This window comes from Bradyrhizobium sp. S3.7.6, from assembly GCF_054061875.1.
Genome location: NZ_JBSSEQ010000001.1, coordinates 4,430,445 through 4,452,750 on the forward strand (window position 1 = coordinate 4,430,445; position 22,306 = coordinate 4,452,750).

A 22,306-nucleotide genomic window follows, 5' to 3' on the forward strand; every position below is an offset into this window, starting at 1 on the left:
TTCTTGACGCGAACCGGTAGCCACTTCGCTCGAAAACGCTCTAGGCCTTCTCGCCGATCCGGCTTTCCTTGCCGGATTGCAGTCGCTTGATGTTCTCGCGATGCGCGTAGAACAAGAGCAGCGTCAGCGCGGCGAACAGCGATGCGAGCGCGAGGTGCCCGAACCACCACAGGAAAATCGGGGTGATGAACGCCGCCACCAGCGCGGACAGCGAGGAGTAGCGGGTGGTGAAGGCGGTGGCGAGCCAAAGCAGGCAGAACACGATCGCGCCGGGCCAGAACAGGCCGAGCAGGATGCCGATATAGACGGCGACGCCCTTGCCGCCTTTGAACTTCAGCCAGACCGGGAAGAGATGGCCGAGGAAGGCGCCGAGCCCGGCCACCATGGCGGCATTGGGTCCCGCGATGTAGCCGGCGATCACCACCGCGACCGTGCCCTTGAGCGCGTCAAGCAGCAGGGTGCCCGCGGCAAGGCTCTTGCGTCCCGTGCGCAGCACGTTGGTGGCGCCGATGCTGCCGGAGCCGATCGAGCGAATATCCTGCGTGCCGGCGAGCCTGGTCAGGACCAGCCCGAACGGAATCGAGCCGAGCAGGTAGCCGATGACAAAGGCCACCGGCAGGAAGGCTTCAAGCCCCATGGCCGCATCTCCATGCTGAACCGCGACGCCACGCATGAATTTGCCCGTCAGACATGCTCGTACACCGTCCGTCCGCCGACAATGGTGCGCACCACGCGGCCTGTAAAGCGGGCCTCGTCGAACGGCGTGTTCTTGCAGGGCGATTTGAGGTCGGCGGGATCGACGATCCAGGGCACATCGGGATCGATCACGATGACATCGGCCGGGCTGCCCGTGCGCAGGGTTCCACCCGGCAGGCCCAGGATCTCGGCCGGCCGCGTCGACATGGCCCGGATCAGCGTCTTCAGGTCGAGTTCCTCGTTGTGCACGAGGCGAAGGCCCGCCGGCAGCATGGTCTCGAGCCCAATGGCGCCGGGTGCGGCTTCCGCGAACGGCAGGCGCTTGACCTCGACGTCCTGCGGATTGTGGTCGGACATGATGACGTCGACGAGGCCGGAGGCGACCGCGGCGACCAGCGCGCGGCGGTCGTCCTCGGTCCGCAGCGGCGGCGACAGCTTCAGGAACGACCGGTAGGGGCCGATATCGTTCTCGTTCAGCGCAAGATGATTGATCGAGACGGAGGCGGTCACGGCGAGGCCGGCGTCGCGGGCGCGCTTCAGGACGTCGAGCGAGTCGATACAGGTCAGCGAGGCCGCGTGATAGCGCCCGCCGGTGAGCGCGACGAGACGCATGTCGCGCTCGAGCATCACGGCCTCCGCCGCGTTCGGGATGCCCATCAGGCCGAGCCGCGAGGCGAACTCGCCCTCGTTCATCACGCCTTCGCCGACCAGATCGGGATCCTCGGTGTAATGCACGATCAGCGCGTCGAAATCGCGCGCGTAGGTCAGCGCGCGGCGCATCACCTGCGCGTTGATCACGCTCTTGTCGCTGTCGCTGAAGGCGATCGCGCCGGCGGCCTTGAGCAGGCCGAACTCGGTCATCTCCTCGCCGTGCATGCCCTTGGTGAGCGCCGCCATCGGCTGGATGTTGACGATCGCGGTGTCGCGGGCGCGGCGCATCACGAAGTCGACGGTCGCCGAGTTATCGATCACCGGAGACGTGTCGGGCTGGCAGATGATGGTGGTGATGCCGCCGGTCGCGGCCGCCTGGCTCGCGGAGGCAAAGGTCTCGCGGTGGCTGAAGCCGGGCTCGCCGACGAAGGCGCGCATGTCGACCAGGCCGGGGGCCACGATCTTGCCGGCGCAGTTGACGACGTCGGTGCCCTCGGGGACGCCGGCCGCTCCGATCCCGCGACGGGTCTCGCGGATGATGCCGTCGGCAATCAGGACATCGCCGGGGCCGTCGAAATCCCTGCTGGGATCGACGACGCGGGCGTTGGCGAGCAGGATGGGACGGCGGTCAGTCAGCATGAGCATCACGCGTTCGGCAAATTGCGGGCGAGCGCTTCGAGCACGGCCATCCGTACCGCCACGCCCATCTCGACCTGTTCGCGGATCAGCGATTGCGCGCCGTCGGCGACCGCTGTGTCGATCTCGACGCCGCGGTTCATCGGGCCGGGATGCATGACGAGAGCATCCGGCTTGGCGTAAGCGAGCTTTTTTTGGTCCAGCCCGAAATAGTTGAAATATTCGGAGGTCGACGGCACGAAGGAGCCGTTCATGCGCTCGCGCTGGAGCCGCAGCATCATGACGATATCGGCGCCGTTGAGCCCTTCGCGCATGTCGCGCGCAACCTCGACCCCCATGCGCTCGATGCCGGGCGGCAGCAGCGTGGAAGGGCCGACGACGCGGACGCGGGCGCCCATGGTGTTGAGCAGGATGATGTTGGAACGGGCGACACGCGAATGCAGCACGTCGCCGCAGATCGCGACCACGAGGCCCTCGATCCGGCCCTTGTTGCGGCGAATGGTCAGCGCGTCGAGCAGCGCCTGCGTCGGATGCTCGTGCGCGCCGTCGCCGGCATTGATCACGGAACCGTCGACCTTGCGCGCCAGCAGTTCCACCGCGCCGGAGGCGTGATGGCGCACCACCAGGATATCCGGATGCATGGCGTTCAGCGTCATCGCGGTGTCGACCAGCGTCTCGCCCTTCTTGATGGACGAGGAGGAGACCGACATGTTCATGACGTCGGCGCCCAGCCGTTTGCCGGCGAGCTCGAACGAGGACTGGGTCCGGGTCGAGGCCTCGAAGAACAGATTTACCTGCGTCCGTCCACGCAGGACGGTGCGCTTCTTGTCAACCTGGCGGTTGAGCTCGACATATTCTTCGGACAGGTCGAGGAGGCCGGTGATGTCGGCCGCGGAAAGGCCCTCGATGCCCAGCAAATGCCGGTGGCCGAGGACGAAGGTCGATTTCGATGTCATTAAAACGAGAGCTATAGGCGGGGATGGCTGGGGGGGCAAGGGCCAATGCCGGGGCGGGGAGTTATCCCCTGATCTGTCAAGTTCGTCGCTCTGGCGTGGCCTGTCGCCAGTATCTCCGTCATGCCCGGGCTTGTCCCGGGCATCCACGATCTTCTACCGCATTTGAGGCAAAGGACGTGGATGGCCGGGACAAGCCCGGCCATGACGATGGGGATGGATCACGTGAAGTTAATCCGAATTGTGATTGCGCTGACGATGATAACGGCCGAAGCCCACGCCCAGTCGCTCCCCGGCGGCTTCGTCTATCTGCGCGACATCGATCCCGGCATCATCCAGGACATCCGCTACGCCACGTCCAACAATTTCGTCGGCCGTCCGCTCGCCGGCTACGGCGCCGGCGAATGCGTGGTGAGGCGCGAGGTGGGGCTGCGGCTGAAGGCGGTCCAGCAGGAATTGGCGGCGCAAAGCCTGTCGCTGAAGATGTTCGACTGCTACCGGCCGGCGCGGGCCTCGCTCGACATGGTGAAGTGGTCGCAGAACGGCTACGAGACGGCGGCCGAGCGGCGCTACAATCCGAAGATCCCGAAGAGCGAGCTGTTCCGCCTCGGCTACATCGCGAGCCGCTCGCAGCATTCCACGGGCGCGGCGCTCGATCTCACGCTGGTCGATCTCAAGGCTGACAATTCCGCCAGATACGACCCGTCGAAAACCTATGCCGATTGCACGGCGCCGGTCGAGGCACGATTGCCGGAGGGCAGCGTCGACATGGGCACGGGCTACGACTGCACGGACGCGAAGGGGCATACTGCTGTAACGTCGATCAATCCGGACCAGCGTGCCTGGCGCAAGCGGCTGTTGGCCGCGATGGCGAAGCAAGGCTTTGTGAACTATGCGAAGGAGTGGTGGCATTTTTCCCTGCCGGGGGCGGGCGGGGCGGCCTATGATTTCCCGATTCCGCCGCGAACGAAGTAGATCGTCGTGCGAACGGCCCCGGAATGACGGTGCCGTCCCAACGAAAGCGCTTGAATGGACTCCCTCAATCCCGATCTCCCGCCGATGACCGTGACGCTAGCCGCGCCGCGCGTCTGGAAATTCTGGGGCACGGCGGTGTGGGGCCTGCTCATCTTCGTCGCGATGTTTCTCGGCCAGGTCGGTGCCATCCTCTATCTGGTCTGGGACCGTGGCGACCCCCTCGACCTGATGTCGCTACAGCGCGTCGGTCGCGAGCCCGCGGCGCTCGCGCTGTCGGTGACCATGGGCCTGCCGGCGACGCTGGCCGCGGTGTGGCTCGCCATCCGCATCAAGAAGGCCTCGTTCGTCGACTACCTCGCGCTGCGTTGGCCGTCCTGGAAGCAAATGCTGTTCGGCGCCATCGGGCTTGTCCTGATCGTTGTCGCCTGGGAGACGATGTCGCGGAGCCTGGGCCGCGAGGCGACGCCAGGCTTCATGACCGATCTGTTGAAATCGGGCCGCGACAAGGGCGCGGCTGTGATGCTGCTGTTCGCGTTCAGTGTCGCTGCGCCGATGTCGGAAGAGGTTTTGGCGCGCGGCTTCCTGTTTCGCGGCTGGTCGGCGAGCTTCCTGCGCGTGCCCGGCGCGATCATCCTGTCGTCACTGGTGTGGACGGTCGTGCACCTGCAGTACGACATGTACTTCCTCGCCGAGGTCTTCTCCATCGGCCTGTGGTTCGGCTACATGCGTTATCGCGCCAACTCGCTCTGGCTCACCATCGTGCTGCATGCGCTGAACAATCTGACTGCGGTGGTGCTGACGATGTGGCTGGGGAGCTGAGGCCTCGCACGAGGCCTAAGCCACCAGCGCGATCGCGATCGGCATCGTGACCGCCGCCAAGATCGTCTGCAGCGTGATGATCTGCGCCAGCAGCGGCGCATCGCCGCCCATCTGGCGGGCCAGCACATAGGCGCTGGGCGAGGTCGGCACCGCCGCGCAGATTGCGACGATCGCCAGGCTGTCGCCCGAGAGCCCGAACCAGGCGGCGAGCGCCAGCGCCAGCACGGGCATCAGCGCCAGCTTGAACGCCACGCCGATGGTTGCGCTCACGCTCGGGCGGAGCAGGCCCTTGAGCTGCAGACCAGCGCCGGTGACGAGCAGGCCGATGGCGAGCGAGGAACGGCCGAGGGCATCCGCGACCTCGTGCCAGATTCTTGGCAGCGGCAGATGAATGACGTTGATGACGAGGCCGACCACGCAGGCCCAGATCAGGGGATTGCGGACCACCGTCATGACGATGGCGCGGGCGGACTGCTTCTCGGGTGAAGCATAGTGCGCGAGCACGGCGACGCTGAACACGTTGACCAGCGGAATGATCGCGACCATCGCCACGGAGGCCAGCGCCAGCCCGACATCGCCGAACATGTTGGCGGACACTGAGAGCGCCACATAGGTCTGCCAGCGCGTCGCGCCCTGGAAGATCGAGGTGAAGGCGGGACCGTCGATGTCGAACCGCGCGAGCGCTGGGCGGAGCGCGAGGCAGAGCAGCGACATCGCCAGCACCGACAGCAGCAGCGCGCCGCCGACGCCGGCGACCGGCACCCTGGAGAGGTCGGCCTTCACCAGCGTCTGGATCAGCAGCATCGGGAACAGCACGAAATAAGTCAGCCGCTCCAGCCCATGCCATTGCGTGTCGAGCCGCATCAGGGTGCGCCTGAGCACCACGCCGAGCACGATGAGGATGAAGACCGGCAGCAGCGCCGCGATCACGACGGCCATGGATCAGCCCGATGCCGCGCGAAGATTGGCGAGGCGGTCGAGCGCGCCTTGCAGGATGAAGATCGCGGCGTGCTCGTCGATCACTTCGGCGCGCTTGGCGCGGCTGACATCCATGCCGATCAGTTCGCGCTCGACGGCGGCGGTCGACAGACGCTCGTCCCAGAGGCCGATGGGGAGTGTGGTCAGCCCGGCAAGGTTGCGGGCGAAGGCGCGGGTCGATTGCGCCCGCGGGCCCTCGCTGCCGTCCATGTTGATGGGCAGGCCGAGCACGAAGCCGACCGCCTTGCGCTCGGCCGCGATCGCGAGCAGCCGGGCGGCATCCTGCTTGAACGCCTTGCGCTGGATGGTCTCGACGCCGGTCGCTAACCGCCGGTCCGGATTGGACACGGCAACGCCAATGGTCTTGGTGCCGAGGTCAAGGCCGACCAACCCGCCGCGTTCGGGCCAGTGGGTTGCAGCATCGATCAGGGGCAGGATAAGAGCCGGCATGGGACTAGCGCTTATCACGCGTCGCGCTGCGGAGTGAACCCGGAACATGGATGCACTGACACTATTCGGCCTGTTTGCCGTGACGGCGATGCTGGTCTGCTATGCCCTGGAGGATCGCAGCCATTGGTTCGTGCTGCTGTTCGCGGTGTCCTGCGCGCTCGGCTCGGCTTACGGCTTCCTGCAAGGCGCCTGGCCGTTTGGTCTCGTCGAAGCCATCTGGGCCTTCGTTGCATTGCGGCGATGGCATCTGAGGCCGCGATGACGGACAGGTCGGGCGAGGGCGCCTGCCGGGCGGCAGGCCGATCCTCGCCCGCTGAGTACGTCGCCGATCAGCGGATCGCGATCGGGTTGATCATCGCCTGCACGCCGCCGGTCCAGCGCGGCTGTCCGAGCACGAACAGGAATTCGTAGCCCTTGTCGCGAGCGAGCGCGGCGGTGTCCATGTTCTCGAGAATGTAGGTCCCATTCATCGCGAGCAGGATCTGGTGCACCTCGAACACGTTCTTGGACTCGAACGGCAGCACCTCGAGCGCCCAGGTGTCGGCACCGATGGCGACCACGCCCTTGCCGGTCAGGTACTTCGCGCCTTCGACGCCGAGACCGGGCTCGCCGGCCGAATAACGCTTGTCGTCCTTGCCGATCAGACTGAGCCAGCCGGTGTGGAAGATGACGACATCGCCCTGGCGGATCTCGACGTTCTGCTGCTTGGCGGCTTCCTCGATCTCCTTGACGTTGAAGGCGGTGCCTTCCTTCACGATGTCGGTTTTGAAATAGGCGGCCATGTCGAGCAGCACGCCGCGCGTGACCATCGGTGGGACCTTCTCGATACCGAGCTTCTTCAAGCCATTCGGATCGGCGAAATCGGCGAGCTTGTTGCCGTTGTAATAGACGTGCTCGACGCCGAGATGGCCGAGGCCGTCGAGCTGGCTGCCGATGCCGACCCACGTATCAAGAATGTCGTCGTTATAGGTCGCCTTGTTCGGACCGAGGCCCGGGCTGCCGGCCTGTCCGGGCTGAACGATGGTGAGCTTGAACGTGCGTGGCGGATAGGCGGGTGTCTGTGGCGTGACGGGAATGCCGAGGGCGTAGGTCTTGCCGGTCTTCACCAGCGAGGCGGCCTTCACCACCAGCTCCGGCGTCATGTAATTGGCGGCACCGATCTCGTCGTTCGGTCCCCATTTCGATTTGGTCCAGTCTTGTGCGCTTGCAGTTCCTGATATCGCCGACAACGCGGCGACACAGCACAACACGAGCGTATTGCGCATCGATAGTCCTCCCGATGTTTTGGCTTCGTTGTGTTTTTGCGCTGGCCAGTGACACATCCTAACGTAGAACGGATGCGTGCTTCAAAGCATTTCGAGGTGCTGCGCTGCGGCGGCTGAACGCAGCGCAGACCAATTCAAGCGCGATGGATTTGTGACGAATTTCGCCACGTGGAACGCTGCGCCGGTGTCAGGCCGCGATGACGTCGTTGTCTTTCTTCAGGCAGGACATGAAACCGCTGAGTGCGCTGTACTGATGTCCGCCGCTGCGCTGGATGAAGAGCGTCTCGACGCGCGCATGTGACGGGCTCAGCGCGTGGATCGACACGCTGCCGGCCATCGCACTGCGTTCGACCACGGCGCGCGGCAGCAGCGTCACGCCCATGCCGGCGGCGACACAGCCGATCATGCCGTCGAGCGTGCCGAGCTCGAAGCGTGCCGCCGACGGCCAGCCGAACTCGACAAAGATCTGTTCGAGACGCTGGCGGTAGGTGCAGCCGGTGCGGAACACCAGCGCGGTCGGACCGGACTCCGGCGTGCCGGCGCGCAGCTCGGCAAGCGAGGCCCAGCGCCGCGCGCTGACCAGCACCAGCTCTTCACGAAACGCGCTCGTCGCAGTGAGGTCGGCATGTGCGATGGGGCCCGCGACGAAGGCACCGTCGAGCGTGCCTTCGAGCACGCCCGCGACGAGGTCGGCGGTGGTCGCGGTGCGCAGGCTCAGCCGTACGGCAGGGAAGTTGCGGTGGAAATCGGCGAGGAGGGACGGCAAGCGCACGGCTGCCGTCGTCTCCATCGAGCCGATCGCGAGCGGTCCTTTCGGCTCGCCGTCGTCACGCGCGGCGAGCACGGCCTCCCGTGATAGCGCGGCCATCCGCTGTGCGTAGGGCAGGAGGCGTTTGCCGGCGCCGGTCAGCGTCATGCCACGGCTGTGGCGTTCGAACAGCGGTGTGCCGATCTCCGCTTCCAGCGCCTTCACGCGTTGGGTGACGTTGGATTGCACCGTGTTGAGCTCCTCCGCGGCGCGGGTGATGCCGCCGGTGCGGGCGACGGCGGCAAAGGTCTGGATATCGCTGAGTTCCATGGCGTCGTTTCGCTTTTGTGATGGCAGCGTTCGCAACAATTCATTTTTCGAGAATGCTAGTCGCGCCTAGTCTCCCTGTCCAGATCAGGGAGGGGCTATGCCCATTGAGACGTCGCTGACTAGGCTGCTGGAGATTGAGCATCCCATCCTGCTGGCGCCGATGGACATCGTTGCCGGCAGCCGGCTTGTGACGGCCGTGAGCCGTGCCGGCGGTTTCGGCATTCTGGGCGGCGGCTATGGCGAGAAGGTGTGGCTGGAGCAGGAGACTGCGAAGCTCGCGGGGTTGTCGGCGCCATTCGGGATCGGCTTCATCACCTGGAGCCTCGCCAAGCGGCCCGAGCTTCTCGATGTCGCTCTTGCCGCAAAACCGTCTGCGATCATGTTGTCGTTTGGCGATCCCGCGCCGTTCGCGCCGAAGATCAAGTCCGCAGGTGCACGCCTGATCTGCCAGGTGCAGGATGAAGCCATGGCGCGGCAGGCGCTCGATGCCGGCGCCGACATCCTGATCGCGCAGGGCACGGAGGCAGGTGGTCACGGCGCCTCTCGCACCACCGTCGATCTCGTGCCTGCAATCGTCGATCTTGCCGCGGGCCACGTGCCTGTCGTCGCGGCCGGCGGCATCGCCGACGGGCGCGGTCTCGCCGCCATGATGATGCTGGGCGCGAGCGGCGTGCTGCTCGGCACGCGCTTCTATGCGAGCCAGGAGGCTGATGGCGCGGAGGAGGCCAAGCGGCGTATCTGCGCAGCGAACAGCGGCACGACCGTGCGCGGCATCATCTTCGATCTCTCGCGCAACAATGTCTGGCCGGCGCCGTTCACGGGAAGGTGCCTCATCAACGACCACGCCAGGCGCTGGATCGGCCGCGAGGTCGAGCTGATGCAGAATGTTGCCGCAGTCGCGGCGGACTATGCGGCCGCGAAAGCAGCCGGCAATTTCGATGTCGCGGCCGTGATCGCGGGCGAGGCGGTCGGATTGATTCATGATATTGCACCGGCGGCCGAGATCGTGGAGCGGATTGCGATTGAAGCGGGGCAATTGCTCGCCGGCCGGCGCAACTCGGTTTCTTCTTTTCCTTCCCCCCTTGTGGGAGAAGGTGGCGCGGAGGCAATCCGCGCCGGATGAGGGGTCTGTCTCCGCGGATGCAAACCCCTCACCCGTCTCGCCGCTGCGCGGCGATCCACCCTCTCGCACAAGGGGCGAGGGAAGAGCGAACATGAGGCAAGAATTATGTGGCCTGACCGTCGACTGATCGATCTCTTCAAGACCGAATTCCCGATCGTGCTGGCGCCGATGGCTGGTGTGATGGATGCCGAACTGGTGATCGCCGTGGCGGAGGGCGGCGGGCTCGGCTCGCTGCCGAGCGCGATGCTGTCGCCGGAGAAGGCGCGCGAGCAGGTCAACATCATTCGCCAGCGCGTGAAGGCGCCGGTGAACATGAACTTCTTCTGCCACACGCCGGTTGACCTCACGGCCGAAGCCGAAGCGCGCTGGAAGCAGCGGCTTACGGGCTATTACACCGAGCACGGCCTCGATCCCGCAGCGCCCATCAACGCCGCGAACCGTGCGCCGTTCGACGCCGCGTTCTGCGAGGTCGTCGAGGAGCTGAAGCCGGAGATCGTCAGCTTTCATTTCGGCCTGCCGGATCAGGCGCTGCTCAAGCGCGTCAAGGCTGCCGGCTGCCTCGTCATCTCGTCCGCCACGACGGTGAAGGAAGCAGTCTGGCTGGAAGAGCGCGGCGTCGATGCCGTCATTGCGCAAGGCGCCGAGGCCGGCGGCCATCGCGGCATGTTCCTGACCGACAAGATCTCCGAGCAGCCCGGCACCTTTGCGCTGGTGCCGCAGGTCGCCGACGCCGTGAAGGTGCCTGTCATCGCGGCCGGCGGCATTGCCGACGGGCGCGGCATCGCCGCAGCCTTTGCGCTCGGCGCATCCGGCGTGCAGATCGGCAGCGCCTATCTGCGCTGCCCGGAATCCAAGGTCAGCGCGGGCGGGCGCAAGGCGCTGGCTGAAGCGCGGGACGATTCCACCGTCATCACCAACGTCATGACCGGGCGTCCGGCGCGCGGCGTCCAGAATCGCCTGATGCGCGAAGCCGGCCCGATCTCGCCCGAGGCGCCGCCTTTTCCCCATGCCGCGACCGCGCTGGGGCCGCTCAAGGCAGCTGCCGAAAAGCAGGGCAGGGTGGATTTCACCAATCTCTGGGCCGGCCAGGCCGTGGCCCTGGGCCGCGAGGTCCCCGCAGCCGAATTGACCCGGGATTTTGCCAAATCGGCCCTGGCCCGCATGAAGGGACTGGCTGGCTAAGGTCGCGCCGCCGGTTGCGGCGCAAAACCGGCCTCTGCTATACGGCAGTTAGATTTTGCCGTGAGAGGCCTTATATAATGTCCGTCGACGCCACTACCGTCCGCCGCATCGCGCATCTGGCGCGCATTGCGGTTTCCGAGGGCGAGGTTCCGCATCTGCAGGGCGAGCTCAACGCCATGCTCGCCTTTGTCGAGCAGCTCTCGGAGGTCAACGTCGAGGGCGTGGAGCCGATGACCTCGGTCACCCCGATGCAGATGAAGAAGCGGCAGGACGTGGTCAATGACGGCGAGATCGCCGACGATATCGTTGCCAACGCGCCCGCGACCGAAGGTCACTTCTTTCTTGTGCCCAAGGTGGTCGAGTGACGTAGCGTTTTCGAGCGAAGTGGAAGCCGGTTCGCGTAAAGAAAACGCGTCAAACTAAAGAGCCTTAGGACCAAGTCCGATGTGCATGCTTTGCGACGATGAGAAGGCCTATCAGGCCTACATGAACTATCTCGACAAGATGGAGCGGCAGGGCAAGGCTGCCGATCCCAACGTCGCCGTCAATGCCGTGCTCGACGAGATCGAGGCCGCCGCGAACGCCGCCGCCAAGAAAAAAGACGACCCGGCCAACGACAAAACCCTGTCTCCGTTCTTCTGCAGCCCGATCAATAAATGACCGATTTGACATCGCTGACGCTCGCCGAGGCCCGCAAGGGTCTCGCGGCCAAGACTTTCACGTCCCTCGAGCTGACCGACGCGCATCTGAACGCGATCGAAGCAGCACGCGTGCTCAATGCCTTCGTGATGGAGACGCCCGATCGCGCGCGCGACATGGCGAAGGCCGTGGACGAAAAGATCGCCAAGGGTGAGGGCGGCCCGCTCGCCGGCATTCCGCTCGGCATCAAGGACCTGTTCGCGACCAAGGGCGTGCGCACCACGGCGTGCTCGAAGATTCTCGGCAATTTCGTGCCGACCTATGAGTCCACGATCACCTCCCAGCTCTGGCGCGATGGTGCGGTGATGCTCGGCAAGCTCAACAATGACGAGTTCGCGATGGGCTCGGCCAACGAGACCTCGTGCTTCGGCCCCGTCGGCAATCCCTGGCGGCGTGAGGGAAGCAACACGACGCTGGTGCCGGGCGGCTCGTCCGGCGGCTCAGCTTCGGCCGTGGCGGCGCTGCTGTGCATGGGTGCGACCGCGACCGACACCGGCGGCTCGATCCGCCAGCCGGCGGCGTTCACCGCGACCGTCGGCATCAAGCCGACCTACGGCCGCTGCTCGCGCTGGGGCATCGTCGCCTTCGCCTCCTCGCTCGACCAGGCCGGTCCGATCGCGCGCAGCGTGCGCGATAGCGCGATGCTGCTGCGCTCGATGGCCGGGCACGATCCGAAGGACACGACGTCGGTCGACATTGCCGTGCCGGACTATGAGGCCGCGATCGGCAAGTCCGTGAAGGGCATCAGGATCGGCATCCCCAAGGAATATCGCCTCGACGGCATGCCGGCCGAGATCGAGAAACTCTGGAGCGAGGGCGCGGCCTGGCTGAAGGCGGCCGGTGCCGAGCTCGTCGAGGTGTCACTGCCGCACACCAAATACGCGCTGCCGGCCTATTACATCGTGGCGCCGGCGGAGGCGTCCTCCAACCTCGCGCGCTATGACGGCGTGCGCTACGGACTGCGCGAGCAGGGCAAGAACATCATCGAGCTCTACGAGAACAGCCGCGCCGAGGGTTTTGGCGCGGAGGTGAAGCGCCGCGTCATGATCGGCACCTATGTGCTCTCGGCCGGCTATTACGACGCCTATTATCTGCGCGCGCAGAAGGTGCGGACGCTGATCAAGAAGGATTTCGAGGACTGCTTCGCCAAGGGCGTCGACGCGATCCTGACGCCGGCGACGCCGTCGGCGGCCTTCGGCATCGGCGAGAAGGGCGGGGCGGATCCCGTCGAGATGTATCTCAACGACATCTTCACGGTGACCGTGAACATGGCGGGCCTGCCGGGCATCGCCGTGCCCGCCGGCAAGGACGCGCAAGGCCTGCCGCTCGGCCTGCAGCTGATCGGCCGTCCGTTCGATGAGGAGACGCTGTTCTCGCTCGGCGAGGTGATCGAGCAGGCCGCCGGCCGCTTCACGCCCGCGAGGTGGTGGTGAATGTCGCCGCGTTCATCGCGAGCCTCGACGGCGCGGCGCCCGCGCCGGATCTGAACGCGCCGCTCGCCGGCCTCTGGTGGGCCGCGAAGGGCGACTGGGATCAGGCGCACAAGATCGTTCAGGACGAGAACAGCCGTGACGCCGCCTGGGTGCACGCCTATCTGCACCGGGTCGAAGGCGATCTCGGCAATGCCGGCTACTGGTATCGCCAGGCCGGCCAACCCGCGGCAAAGGATTCATTGGAGGCGGAGTGGGAGCGGATCGCTGCCACGCTGCTCGGGAGCAGGACATGAGCACGGCCACGCACAAGCTTCTCAAGGGCGCCACCGGTGACTGGGAGATGGTCATCGGCATGGAGATCCACGCCCAGGTGACCTCGAACTCAAAACTGTTCTCGGGCGCCTCGACCACGTTCGGCGGCGAGCCGAACAGCCACGTGTCGCTGGTCGATGCCGCGATGCCAGGCATGCTGCCCGTCATCAACGAGGAATGCGTCAGACAGGCTGTCCGGACCGGGCTCGGGCTGAACGCGCAGATCAATCTGCGTTCGGTGTTCGACCGCAAGAACTATTTCTATCCGGACTCGCCGCAGGGCTACCAGATCAGCCAGTACAAGTCGCCGATCGTCGGCGAAGGTGAGGTCGTGGTCGAACTGGATGGCGGCAAGACCGCGACCATCGGCATCGAGCGCCTTCATCTTGAGCAGGACGCGGGCAAGTTGCTGCACGATCAGTCGCCGTCCATGTCCTATGTCGATCTCAACCGTTGCGGCGTGGCGCTGATGGAGATCGTCTCCAAGCCCGACATCCGCGACGCCGAGCAGGCCAAGGCCTATGTGACCAAGCTGCGCTCGATCCTGCGCTATCTCGGCACCTGCGACGGCGACATGGAGAAGGGATCCTTGCGCGCCGACGTCAACGTCTCCGTGCGCAAGCCGGGCGCGCCGCTCGGCACCCGCTGCGAGATCAAGAACATGAACTCGATCACCTTCATCGGCCAGGCGATCGAGTACGAGGCGCGGCGCCAGATCGAGATCCTCGAGGACGGCGGGGAGATCGACCAGGAAACGCGGCTCTATGATCCCAACAAGGGCGAGACGCGATCGATGCGGTCCAAGGAAGAGGCGCATGACTACCGCTACTTCCCCGATCCCGACCTGCTGCCGCTGGAATTCTCGCAAAGCTTCGTCGACGAGCTGAAGACAGAGCTGCCGGAGCTGCCGGACCAGAAGAAGGCGCGCTTCGTCGCTGATTTCGGCCTGTCGGCTTACGATGCGAGCGTGCTGGTCGCCGAGCGCGAGAGCGCGGTGTTCTACGAGACGGTGCTGGATACGCTCGGCAACCGTGCCCGCGACGGCAAGGTGGCGGCGAACTGGGTGATCAACGAGCTGTTCGGCCGTCTCAACAAGGAAGGGCGGGATATTACGGGCGCTCCGGTCAACGCCGAGCAGTTGGCTGCGATCATCGACCTGATCGGCGAGGGCACGATCTCCGGCAAGATCGCCAAGGATCTGTTCGAGATCGTCTGGCAGGAGGGCGGCGATCCGCGCGCGCTGGTCGAAAGCCGCGGCATGAAGCAGGTCACCGATCTCTCGGCGATCGAGAAGGTGGTCGACGACATCATCGCGGCCAATCCCGACAAGGCCGCGCAGGTCAAGGACAAGCCGCAGTCGCTCGGCTGGTTCGTCGGCCAGGTGATGAAGGCGTCCGGCGGCAAGGCCAACCCGCAGAGCGTCAACGACCTCTTGAAGTCGAAGCTCGGCATCTGACGTCACACGTTCGAACGAGGTGACGGATACGCTTCGTCACCTCGCTTCCGGTTCGCGCTGCGACGCTCGCGCGCACCCTCGGCGGCAAACTCCATCCCGACCGACGGCGATGCGGCGGCCGAATCGCCGCCACGCGATTCGCGCAAAACGGCGGCTTCCACACGCGCTGACGAGCGCTTGCGCCGTTAAGCATGAAAATATTTTCGTTGCCAAAACTCGCGACTCAGAGTCCGCGAAGCGCCCTTGCGCGGCGATCGCGGGATCGACGATGCACATCATCGCATCGCGCATGCGCAATGCGCGCGTGCAGAAAAATACTTGCCGTGTAGTGTTTTTCTGCAATCGCATCTCGCGCAAACATCGACGATGCGGGCACTCCCCGCGATCGCAAGCACGCGTCATGCAGTGCGCCCGCATCGCGCTCGCCAAGCGCAGGCGCGTTGTGCCGTCAACACTTCTTTAAGCGAGAAGCTGTTTTTTTCGTCGTGTTGGTGTATTCGGGATGAGTGTGCATTCGATCCCCGACTGCATGCAGCGATTACAGCCATCTCACACATCGGAGGGCAACATGGCCAAGAAAGCGAAGAAGGCGAAGAAGGCGAAGAAGGCGAAGAGCGCAGTGAAGAAGACTGCGAAGAAGACCCGCAAGGTCGCGAAGAAGAAGTAACTTCGCTTCTGAAGTTGCCGGCTCCTAGAGAGCCGGCACGTCATCAGCGCCTTCTAACAGGTTCTGGTCGGCGATAGAGGGTGTCGGCGAGACATCAGGCCAACGGTCGGATCGTTCTCTTTCGCGGGTTCGCTCGCCAAAGTACGGTCCGGCAGAAGAAACAAGTTTTCTTCGTTCGGTGCGGTTCTCCTTCTCAAGGGCTCCGCAATTTCACAAGCGGCCTTCGGGCCAACGTGGAATCTGGTCCTGACGTGTTCGCCGACGCCCTCGTTCTCTTGAGGCCGGGGTATTGCCGGCATTCCCTTTTCCCACATTGCTGATCTGACCGTGACGTGGCCGCGCTGCCTTGGGGCAGGCGAGGGCTGGGGCGAACTGTCGTTCGCCGCGCAGGCGCAATGCGAGGCCGGCGCTCCGATTCCTAAAGTCGCGCGCTTCGCGCTGCGCGGCCTGCCGGCCACGGGGTGGCGCCGCCGCGCGAGGCGCCTGTGTGGCCTTGCCAGCGCGCCCCTCCCACAACGCGCCCCTCCCATGAATTGTAACCGCAGGGCGCGCGTCACCGCGCGCGATGGTTATCGTTCTCCCAAAATCCCAGGGTAAACCGAATCTGACGAATCGCAGAAGTGCCTGCAAAGCGGGGACTTCTTGCATTCGTCGCGCGCGCGCCGTGCGGGTGCGTTTACGTCTGCTTCATCGCGATACTTAAACTGCCATTCAAATTTGCCCGCCATCATCGCCTTCAACAAGCCGGCAAACGGCATGGGGATGAGTTGAACAGGTCTTTGGACGGGAGCCGCGCTCGGGGGAACGAGGCGGCAGAAAAAAAGGGGATGCGTTATGTTTCAGGGTACTTTCGATCTGGAGACGGCGACGCCGATCGACGCGAGCGCGCTGTCGGACGTGTTGTTCAAGCGCGGGATCTATTGGGCGAGCGGCCGCTCCGGCCTCGTCGACCTCGTCGCCGCACATAAATGGTTCAACCTCGCCGCGCTGAAGGGCCGCAAGGACGCCGTGGCGCTCCGCCAGGAAGTCGCCGGGCATATGTCGGACGCCGAGATCTCGGCCGCGCAGCGCGAGGCGAGGGCGTGGGTCTCGGCTCACTGAGCCGAGAATCGCATCCGCACCCTTGTCTTCACGGGTAGCCCGATTGCGCTCAATCAGGTTCCTTCGTCGTGTCGCCACCCGGACCCGCGCGGCATGACCGAGCCGCCGCCCGACGATTCCGCTCTGGAACCCGGACGGCCGCACAAGACGGGCCTCTTGCCGGGGATGTAGAGGTCTTGGGCCTTCCGTCCCGGCGCAGCTCCGGCGTCTGGTTCAATATCTGAGCCGGCGAGGTGGTGCTGAATGCGCCCTGGCAGCGGCGGATCCGGCAATCCCGTGGATGGATGCGCACATATATAGAGAGCGCGAATCGGTTGCGCGTGCCGCGCTGATCCATGCGCCAGGCTTTCGCGGTCGTCCGGCGGTCGCTTTCAGGTGAAAGAACGCACAGACCTTGATTCTGCCGCTTGCGGCTCGCCGCCGTGTCGGGCATACCCGGCATATTGGAGACGTGGCCGAGTGGCTGAAGGCGGCGGTTTGCTAAACCGTTATAGGCTTGTAAAGGCCTATCGAGGGTTCGAATCCCTCCGTCTCCGCCAGCCGAGCTGTCCGCTCCGGTCTCAATCATCCCCACCATCGACAAAGAGCCTTCGCAGCGCGCCTTGGGCGTTGCCGCGACCATGTCTGCGCCTGGTGGAGAGTCGCGGGAAGACCTGTGTGCCTTCTCCTTGAGTCTCCTTCTGATTCCACGATTCGTGCGCGTCAAAGCCTGTTCAGGCCGGAGTTCCGTCCACAACGCCTCAGGTGGGGAATTTTGACGGCAAACGGAACCGTCCTAGAAACATAAGCAAAAACAATATGTTGCGAGCGCGCTTCGATCACATCTGCGTGTTATTTGTGCAACACCCTTCGGAAAACAAACGTCATGGGCTCGCTACGGAGCGTTCTCTTGTTGTGTGTGCAAAGACGTTCGGTAATTGTGACTGAGCGACGGAGGGGGGCATCCCGAGGTCGTCCCGTTTTAGGTGGTTCGCTTAAGTCCCTCGCGTTCAGCGGGTGTGTCCGAAGGCGCGAAGCGACTAAGCGGTGAGTTAAGGGACAAGGGAACCAACCTTAGGGTGTCGTCACCCAGCGGATCCGGAACCTTCCCTATAGAGCAAACTTGGAGGTTTAACATGAAGTTGGTTAAGAGCCTTTTGCTCGGTTCAGCGGCAGGTCTGATTGCCGTTGGCGGAGCACAGGCAGCCGATCTCCCCGTGAAGGCCAAAGCGGTCGAATACGTGAAGATCTGCTCCCTGTACGGTGCCGGATTCTACTACATCCCGGGCACTGACACCTGCATCAAGCTGGGTGGTTACCTGCGTGCTGAAGTCGCGGTCAACGCAACCGATTTCAACGGTAATTTCAGCGGTGTTAACGGTTCTGCGAACCGTCTGACGAACTACTACGTCACTCGTGCCCGTGAAGACTTCAACGTCGATACGCGCACCGCGACCGAATACGGCGTGGTTCGTACCTTCGCCGACGTTGTGTTCTCGTGGACGACGGACACCTACTCGGGCAACGGCGCCTCCGCTAACGGCTCCACCATCTACTCGCAGCTCGGCGCTTCGGGCATTAGCGCCCCTAACAATGCCAACGCAGGCGCAATCGCCGGCGGTACGCTCGGCGTGTACTACGCCTTCATCCAGTTCGCTGGCTTCACGATGGGTAAGGCGGTTGCCCAGTTCGACGCCCCCTGGACCAATTATCCGGGTAACAACTTCGACGGTCTGACTGGTGGCGGCGGCACGGTCACTGGTGTGAACCAGTTCACCTACACCGCTGACTTTGGTCAGGGCATCACTGCCGCGATTTCGGCCGTTGACCCGACCGCTTACTACCAGAGCAACCTGTACAACACCAGCTCCGGCATTTCGGTCGCGGGTTTTGGTACCGGCGGCTACGGCATCAATGCCTTCGGCGGCACGCGGGCTCCTGACATCCAGGGTATGGTCCGTATTGACCAGGCTTGGGGTCTGTTCCAGTTGTCCGCAGCGGCGCATAACAACCATGTCGCATACTACGCGACCCCTGGTCTTGTCGGAACCGAAGCGGCCGGTCATCCGGGCGACAAGTGGGGCTGGGCTGTCCAAGCGGCGTTGTCCATCAAGAACATTCCGACTGGCGCGGGCGACGTGATCAACGTCCAGGCGGTCTACACCGATGGTGCGACCCGCTACAACTTCCAGAGCTTGGCTTCGCAGAACTATGCAATGTTCGGCGGTACTAACGTGGCTGGCGCCTATCAGAGCATTGGCCTTGCCGGTGCGGCTGATGGTGTGTTCGCCAACGGGACCGGTATCAACACGGTTACGAGCTGGGGTATGCGCGGCGCCTACACCCACAACTGGGATCCGTACTGGAACACCGCGATCTACGGTTCGTACGCTCAGCTGACGTACAGCAACGGTGGTGCGGCTCTCATTTGCGGCCAACTCGCTACGTTGGGTGCCGCCACTGCGGGTATCACCACTTGTAATCCGAACTTCAACATCGGCACGATCGGTCTGATCACCCGCTGGACCCCGGTGAAGAACCTGACCTTCTCGGCGGACGTGGCTTACACCATGCTCGACCAGAAGTACGCTGGTACGATCAGCACGGTGGCCGCCGGCCCTGCGCTAGTTGTGGCCAAGCCGGGTGCCGTGTACCAGCTGAAGGATCAGAGCACGGTCAGCATGCTGCTCCGCGCTCAGCGCAACTGGTAAGTTCGGTCTAACGACCTGACAGAGAGCCCCGGCGGGAAACCGCCGGGGCTTTTCTTTTGGCGGCATGGCTGTTCTAACGCCGCGGAATGCTGGCGGAGGGCTGGCGTTGCTCCCGTGCTCCATCGTCCGTGACGATCTCGACGAGGCTGTTACGGAGGAGGGCCTCTGCGCTGCGGGCATCTCCGCGCAATGTATGCAACGGGCCGCCTGCCGTTGACCGGCATGGCCTTGCAAGCGCCCCACCGTCCTGACGCTGCAGCAGGCGGCGATCGACGCCTTCATGTTCGAGGACGTGGAACGGCGAGCTTGCCGATCGGACTACGACCAGGGAGCGCTCAGGGCTCAGCGTCGAGCAAGGCTCGCCTGAAGATCACGCGCGAGCTTCAGCTCTTCTTCAGCAGCTCACGTCCGGAGGCGCTGCGGCGCTCGCCGCCGACGCTCTCGGCGGTCAATCGGGAGCGCACAGGAGGATGGCTCTATTCCACGCTGCCGGTGCCGCGGCGCAGGTCAGCTTCGATCTGCAACCGTGTGCCGCCGCCGAAGCGGGCGCGGTAGACCTGAAGATTCTCCATGATCCGCTGCACGTAGTTGCGCGTCTCGGAGAACGGAATCAGCTCGACCCAGTCGACCGCGTCGACCTTGGGATCGCGCGGGTCGCCGTAGCGGTCGACCCATTTCTTCACGCTGCCGCGGCCGGCATTGTAGGCGGCAAAGGTCATGATGTAGGAGCCGCGGTAGTCCTCGAGCAGTCCGCCGAGCTCGGCCGAGCCGAGCGTGGCGTTGTAGACCGAATCGTTCTTCAGCCGCCCCAGATCGTAGGTCGCGCCGTGCCGCTTGCAGACATAGCGCGCGGCGTCCGGCGTCACCTGCATCAGGCCGTAAGCCTGCGCCGGCGAGACCACGGAGGGGTTGAACGCGCTTTCCTGCCGCGCGATCGCATAGACGATGCTGCGCTCGACCTCGGGGCCGATCGGCGTGAACTGCGGAATGCCGTTGACGGGATAGGCGTAGAAGTCGAAGGGGAGGCCGCGGTTGAGCGCGGCCTTGCCCAGCAGCAGCATGCCGCGCGCGTCGTTGTAGCGCTGGGTGAGCTCGCCAAGGCCGGCAAGCGCCTCGGGATCGCCGTTCTCGCCCATGTCGGCGAGAACAGGTATCGCCATCTCGCGTTCGTCGAGCTCGTAGAGCAGGTGCGCGGCGCGCACGATCTCCAGCCGTTCGGCGCCGCGGCCGCGCGGCTGGCTGTTGAGCTCGATCTGCGGCAGGCCGAGTTTTGCGCGCGCGAGCTGGCCGTAATAGCTGGTGGATTGCTCGGCCGCCCGGGCGTAGGCGTTGCGCGCCTCCTGCTGGCGGCCCGCCGCTTCCGCCGCGCGGCCCTGCCAATAGCCGGCGCGCGCCAGCGTGGTCGGATTGACGCTGCCGACGCCGATGCGGGCGAAATGCTGGGTGGCGGCGGCGGGGTCGTTGAGGAAGCGCAGCGCGATCCAGCCGGCGGTGAACTCCTGCTCGGTCTTGTAGATGTCGCGCGAGGGCAGGGCCGCGTCGCGCGCGATCAGATAGGCGCTGCGGAATTCCTCGGTGTCGATCATCTTGCGCGCCAGCAGGCGCCGCTCGATCCACCATTCGTCGAGATTGTAGAGCCGGTTCGGATCCTTCGGCGCCGACAGCATCAGCTGGGCGGCTTCGGCGAACTTCTCCTCGCGGCGCAGGAGCTGGATCTTGCTGAAGATGAAGCCGGGATCGTTGTGCAGCTCGCGTGGCACGGCGTCGAGCAGCGCGCGCGCGTTCGGCGCCTTCTTGACGGAGGCGATGCGGGCCTTGGCGAGCGCGACGTAGCCGGCGCCGAGGCGCTTTGCGGCGCGGAGCGCAGCTTCGTTCTCGCTGCCGTAGAGCAAGGTGTCCATCCGCGCCTTCTGGTCGCTCGGCGTCAGCAGGGCGCCGAACTGGTCGAGCGCGTTGTTCTCGGTCTCCTCCGACATCGGATCACTACGCCAGGCCTCGCGCACCAGCCGCTCGGCGTTGGCGCGGTCGCCGCGCGCCAGCATCGCCTTGGCGAGCGTGAAGCGGCCCTTGGCGGACACAGGCGATTCATTCTCGAACCACGACCACGCGACCGAATCGTCGCGCCTGTCGTCCCACATCGCGGCCTCCAGGCGCCGGCGCAGGAAGGTCTGCGACGGCCAGCTCGGATTGGCGGAGAGGAAGGCGCGATAGCGTTCCACGGTCGCGCCATTGTCCTCGCTGCGCAGGATGATCCATTCGGCGAGCTTTCGTGCGACGGGATCCGAGATCGAGGCGGCGTAATTGGTGGCGTCGGCCGCCTTGCGCTTGCGCACGAGCTCGATGACGTTCTCAAGCGTGTCCTTGTCGGCCTGCGACGTCGAGGAGGTCGCAGCGACCGCGGCCGGCGTGACCGGCTTGCGCGGCGTGGCGTGCTGGCGGGTCGCCGGCGCAAGCAGAGGAGCTGCGACGGGTTTGGCGACGGGCGCCGGGGCGGCAGGCCTGACGGTGGCCGTCACGGCCGGCGCGGGTGCGGTCTTGGGGGGCGAGCCGTTGGCGGCCGGCTGTGGTTTTGGCGCGGCGGCTGCGGGCTTGGGCTTGTCCTTGGCGGGTTCCTTGCCGGCGCTTTTGCCTGCATCCTTGGCGGCGTCCTTGCCAGCATCCTTGCCGGGTTTCTTCGCGGCATCCTTGGCCGGGGCGGCAGCTGCTCCCTTGCTCGCGCCCTTCGGTGTTTCCTTGCCGGTTCCCTTCGTTGTTTCTTTGGCTGATCCCTTCGCGGCGTCCTTGGCCGCCGGCTTCGCGGTGTCCTTGGCCCCGTCCGCGGTCGTCTCATTGGACTTGGCCAGGGCGGCGCAGCCGACCGACAGCCCGGCCATGAGGCACACGGCCAGACCGGTGGATCGCCATGCGGAACGAGGAAAGGAGGTCACGGCGTTTGGTCGCCCCGAATCAGTCAGTTGGCTCAAGACCTAGCTGTATTCGCTTGAATATGCGGACAAAATACCAACAGCTGCTTACCTTTGCCCGGTTTGCACCACCACCGCGGCAAAATCGCGGCCTAAACGGTGCGTCACACGGAAGCGGGTCTTTTACCGGCGGGATAGACCCGATATGAATGCAGCTTGCTCAAGAGATAGCCGCGTAC

At 64.9% G+C, this 22,306-nt stretch carries 20 protein-coding genes and 1 tRNA gene; 13 read left to right on the forward strand and 8 right to left on the reverse strand.

Translation table 11 applies throughout. The features are described 5' to 3' along the window. Positions 1-40: 40 nt before the first annotated feature. The 3 genes from plsY to ACVJ5M_RS21350 are packed head-to-tail and all read right to left on the reverse strand — an operon-like array spanning position 41 to position 2,939. Complete coding sequence (gene plsY, locus ACVJ5M_RS21340; protein ID WP_166342106.1) at positions 41-637, reverse strand: glycerol-3-phosphate 1-O-acyltransferase PlsY; 597 nt, start codon at positions 635-637, stop codon at positions 41-43. A 47-nt stretch (positions 638-684) separates the two neighbouring features. After that, positions 685-1,986 carry a dihydroorotase gene (locus tag ACVJ5M_RS21345; RefSeq protein ID WP_354096603.1) on the reverse strand — a complete coding sequence of 434 codons (1,302 nt, stop codon included), beginning with the start codon at positions 1,984-1,986 and terminating at the stop codon, positions 685-687. A gap of 5 nt (positions 1,987-1,991) precedes the next feature. Next, on the reverse strand, positions 1,992-2,939 hold the full coding sequence (locus tag ACVJ5M_RS21350) for an aspartate carbamoyltransferase catalytic subunit (RefSeq protein ID WP_014494716.1): 948 nt from the start codon (positions 2,937-2,939) through the stop codon (positions 1,992-1,994). Positions 2,940-3,152: 213 nt separating this feature from the next. On the opposite strand from ACVJ5M_RS21350, the gene ACVJ5M_RS21355 reads away from it, so the two are divergent. Both ACVJ5M_RS21355 and ACVJ5M_RS21360 read left to right on the forward strand, forming a co-directional pair. Then, positions 3,153-3,911 carry a M15 family metallopeptidase gene (locus ACVJ5M_RS21355; protein WP_354096604.1) on the forward strand — a complete coding sequence of 253 codons (759 nt, stop codon included), beginning with the start codon at positions 3,153-3,155 and terminating at the stop codon, positions 3,909-3,911. Between the two features lie 54 nt (positions 3,912-3,965). Beyond that, a complete protein-coding gene (locus ACVJ5M_RS21360) occupies positions 3,966-4,730 on the forward strand; it encodes a CPBP family intramembrane glutamic endopeptidase (RefSeq protein ID WP_354096587.1) in 765 nt (254 codons plus the stop codon). A 15-nt stretch (positions 4,731-4,745) separates the two neighbouring features. Here ACVJ5M_RS21360 and ACVJ5M_RS21365 read toward each other — a convergent pair whose 3' ends face one another. Together ACVJ5M_RS21365 and ruvX are read right to left on the reverse strand one after the other, a co-directional pair. After that, the gene (locus tag ACVJ5M_RS21365) at positions 4,746-5,669 is read right to left on the reverse strand and encodes an AEC family transporter (protein WP_354096588.1); all 924 of its coding nucleotides are present in this window, start codon (positions 5,667-5,669) and stop codon (positions 4,746-4,748) included. Positions 5,670-5,672: 3 nt separating this feature from the next. Beyond that, positions 5,673-6,158, reverse strand: coding sequence for a Holliday junction resolvase RuvX (gene ruvX, locus ACVJ5M_RS21370; protein ID WP_028150651.1), 486 nt, complete (start codon positions 6,156-6,158; stop codon positions 5,673-5,675). A 46-nt stretch (positions 6,159-6,204) separates the two neighbouring features. Here ruvX and ACVJ5M_RS21375 point away from each other — a divergent pair, with 46 nt between their 5' ends. Beyond that, positions 6,205-6,420, forward strand: coding sequence for a hypothetical protein (locus ACVJ5M_RS21375; protein WP_028155062.1), 216 nt, complete (start codon positions 6,205-6,207; stop codon positions 6,418-6,420). Between the two features lie 67 nt (positions 6,421-6,487). On the opposite strand, the gene ACVJ5M_RS21380 is transcribed toward ACVJ5M_RS21375, so the two are convergent. Next, a complete protein-coding gene (locus ACVJ5M_RS21380) occupies positions 6,488-7,423 on the reverse strand; it encodes a cyclase family protein (protein WP_071913117.1) in 936 nt (311 codons plus the stop codon). Between the two features lie 187 nt (positions 7,424-7,610). Further along, entirely contained in the window at positions 7,611-8,501 is an 891-nt protein-coding gene (locus ACVJ5M_RS21385) for a LysR family transcriptional regulator (RefSeq protein ID WP_354096589.1), read from the reverse strand. Between the two features lie 97 nt (positions 8,502-8,598). Here ACVJ5M_RS21385 and ACVJ5M_RS21390 point away from each other — a divergent pair, with 97 nt between their 5' ends. The 10 genes from ACVJ5M_RS21390 to ACVJ5M_RS21435 all read left to right on the forward strand — a co-directional run bounded on the left by ACVJ5M_RS21390 (position 8,599) and on the right by ACVJ5M_RS21435 (position 19,164). Next, entirely contained in the window at positions 8,599-9,624 is a 1,026-nt protein-coding gene (locus tag ACVJ5M_RS21390; protein WP_354096590.1) for an NAD(P)H-dependent flavin oxidoreductase, read from the forward strand. Positions 9,625-9,729: 105 nt separating this feature from the next. Further along, positions 9,730-10,806: an NAD(P)H-dependent flavin oxidoreductase gene (locus tag ACVJ5M_RS21395; RefSeq protein ID WP_354096591.1), complete on the forward strand. Its 1,077-nt coding sequence runs from the start codon at positions 9,730-9,732 to the stop codon at positions 10,804-10,806. Between the two features lie 77 nt (positions 10,807-10,883). Continuing rightward, a complete protein-coding gene (gatC, locus tag ACVJ5M_RS21400) occupies positions 10,884-11,171 on the forward strand; it encodes an Asp-tRNA(Asn)/Glu-tRNA(Gln) amidotransferase subunit GatC (protein WP_028150645.1) in 288 nt (95 codons plus the stop codon). A gap of 79 nt (positions 11,172-11,250) precedes the next feature. Further along, the gene (locus ACVJ5M_RS21405; RefSeq protein ID WP_014494728.1) at positions 11,251-11,466 is read left to right on the forward strand and encodes a hypothetical protein; all 216 of its coding nucleotides are present in this window, start codon (positions 11,251-11,253) and stop codon (positions 11,464-11,466) included. Then, positions 11,463-12,938 carry an Asp-tRNA(Asn)/Glu-tRNA(Gln) amidotransferase subunit GatA gene (gene gatA / locus ACVJ5M_RS21410; RefSeq protein WP_247310028.1) on the forward strand — a complete coding sequence of 492 codons (1,476 nt, stop codon included), beginning with the start codon at positions 11,463-11,465 and terminating at the stop codon, positions 12,936-12,938. Before ACVJ5M_RS21405 ends, gatA begins: the two co-directional genes overlap by 4 nt. Continuing rightward, positions 12,929-13,231, forward strand: a complete 303-nt coding sequence (locus ACVJ5M_RS21415; protein WP_094183808.1) for a hypothetical protein — start codon at positions 12,929-12,931, stop codon at positions 13,229-13,231. Before gatA ends, ACVJ5M_RS21415 begins: the two co-directional genes overlap by 10 nt. Next, entirely contained in the window at positions 13,228-14,706 is a 1,479-nt protein-coding gene (gatB, locus tag ACVJ5M_RS21420) for an Asp-tRNA(Asn)/Glu-tRNA(Gln) amidotransferase subunit GatB (RefSeq protein ID WP_354096593.1), read from the forward strand. The genes ACVJ5M_RS21415 and gatB overlap by 4 nt, the downstream gene beginning before the upstream one ends. A gap of 1,501 nt (positions 14,707-16,207) precedes the next feature. Next, complete coding sequence (locus ACVJ5M_RS21425) at positions 16,208-16,474, forward strand: hypothetical protein (RefSeq protein ID WP_354100286.1); 267 nt, start codon at positions 16,208-16,210, stop codon at positions 16,472-16,474. A gap of 445 nt (positions 16,475-16,919) precedes the next feature. Continuing rightward, a tRNA-Ser gene (locus ACVJ5M_RS21430) sits at positions 16,920-17,013 on the forward strand. A gap of 576 nt (positions 17,014-17,589) precedes the next feature. Beyond that, positions 17,590-19,164, forward strand: coding sequence for a porin (locus tag ACVJ5M_RS21435; RefSeq protein ID WP_354096594.1), 1,575 nt, complete (start codon positions 17,590-17,592; stop codon positions 19,162-19,164). A gap of 476 nt (positions 19,165-19,640) precedes the next feature. Here ACVJ5M_RS21435 and ACVJ5M_RS21440 read toward each other — a convergent pair whose 3' ends face one another. After that, on the reverse strand, positions 19,641-22,037 hold the full coding sequence (locus ACVJ5M_RS21440) for a lytic transglycosylase domain-containing protein (protein WP_354096595.1): 2,397 nt from the start codon (positions 22,035-22,037) through the stop codon (positions 19,641-19,643). Between the last annotated feature and the right edge of the window lie 269 nt (positions 22,038-22,306).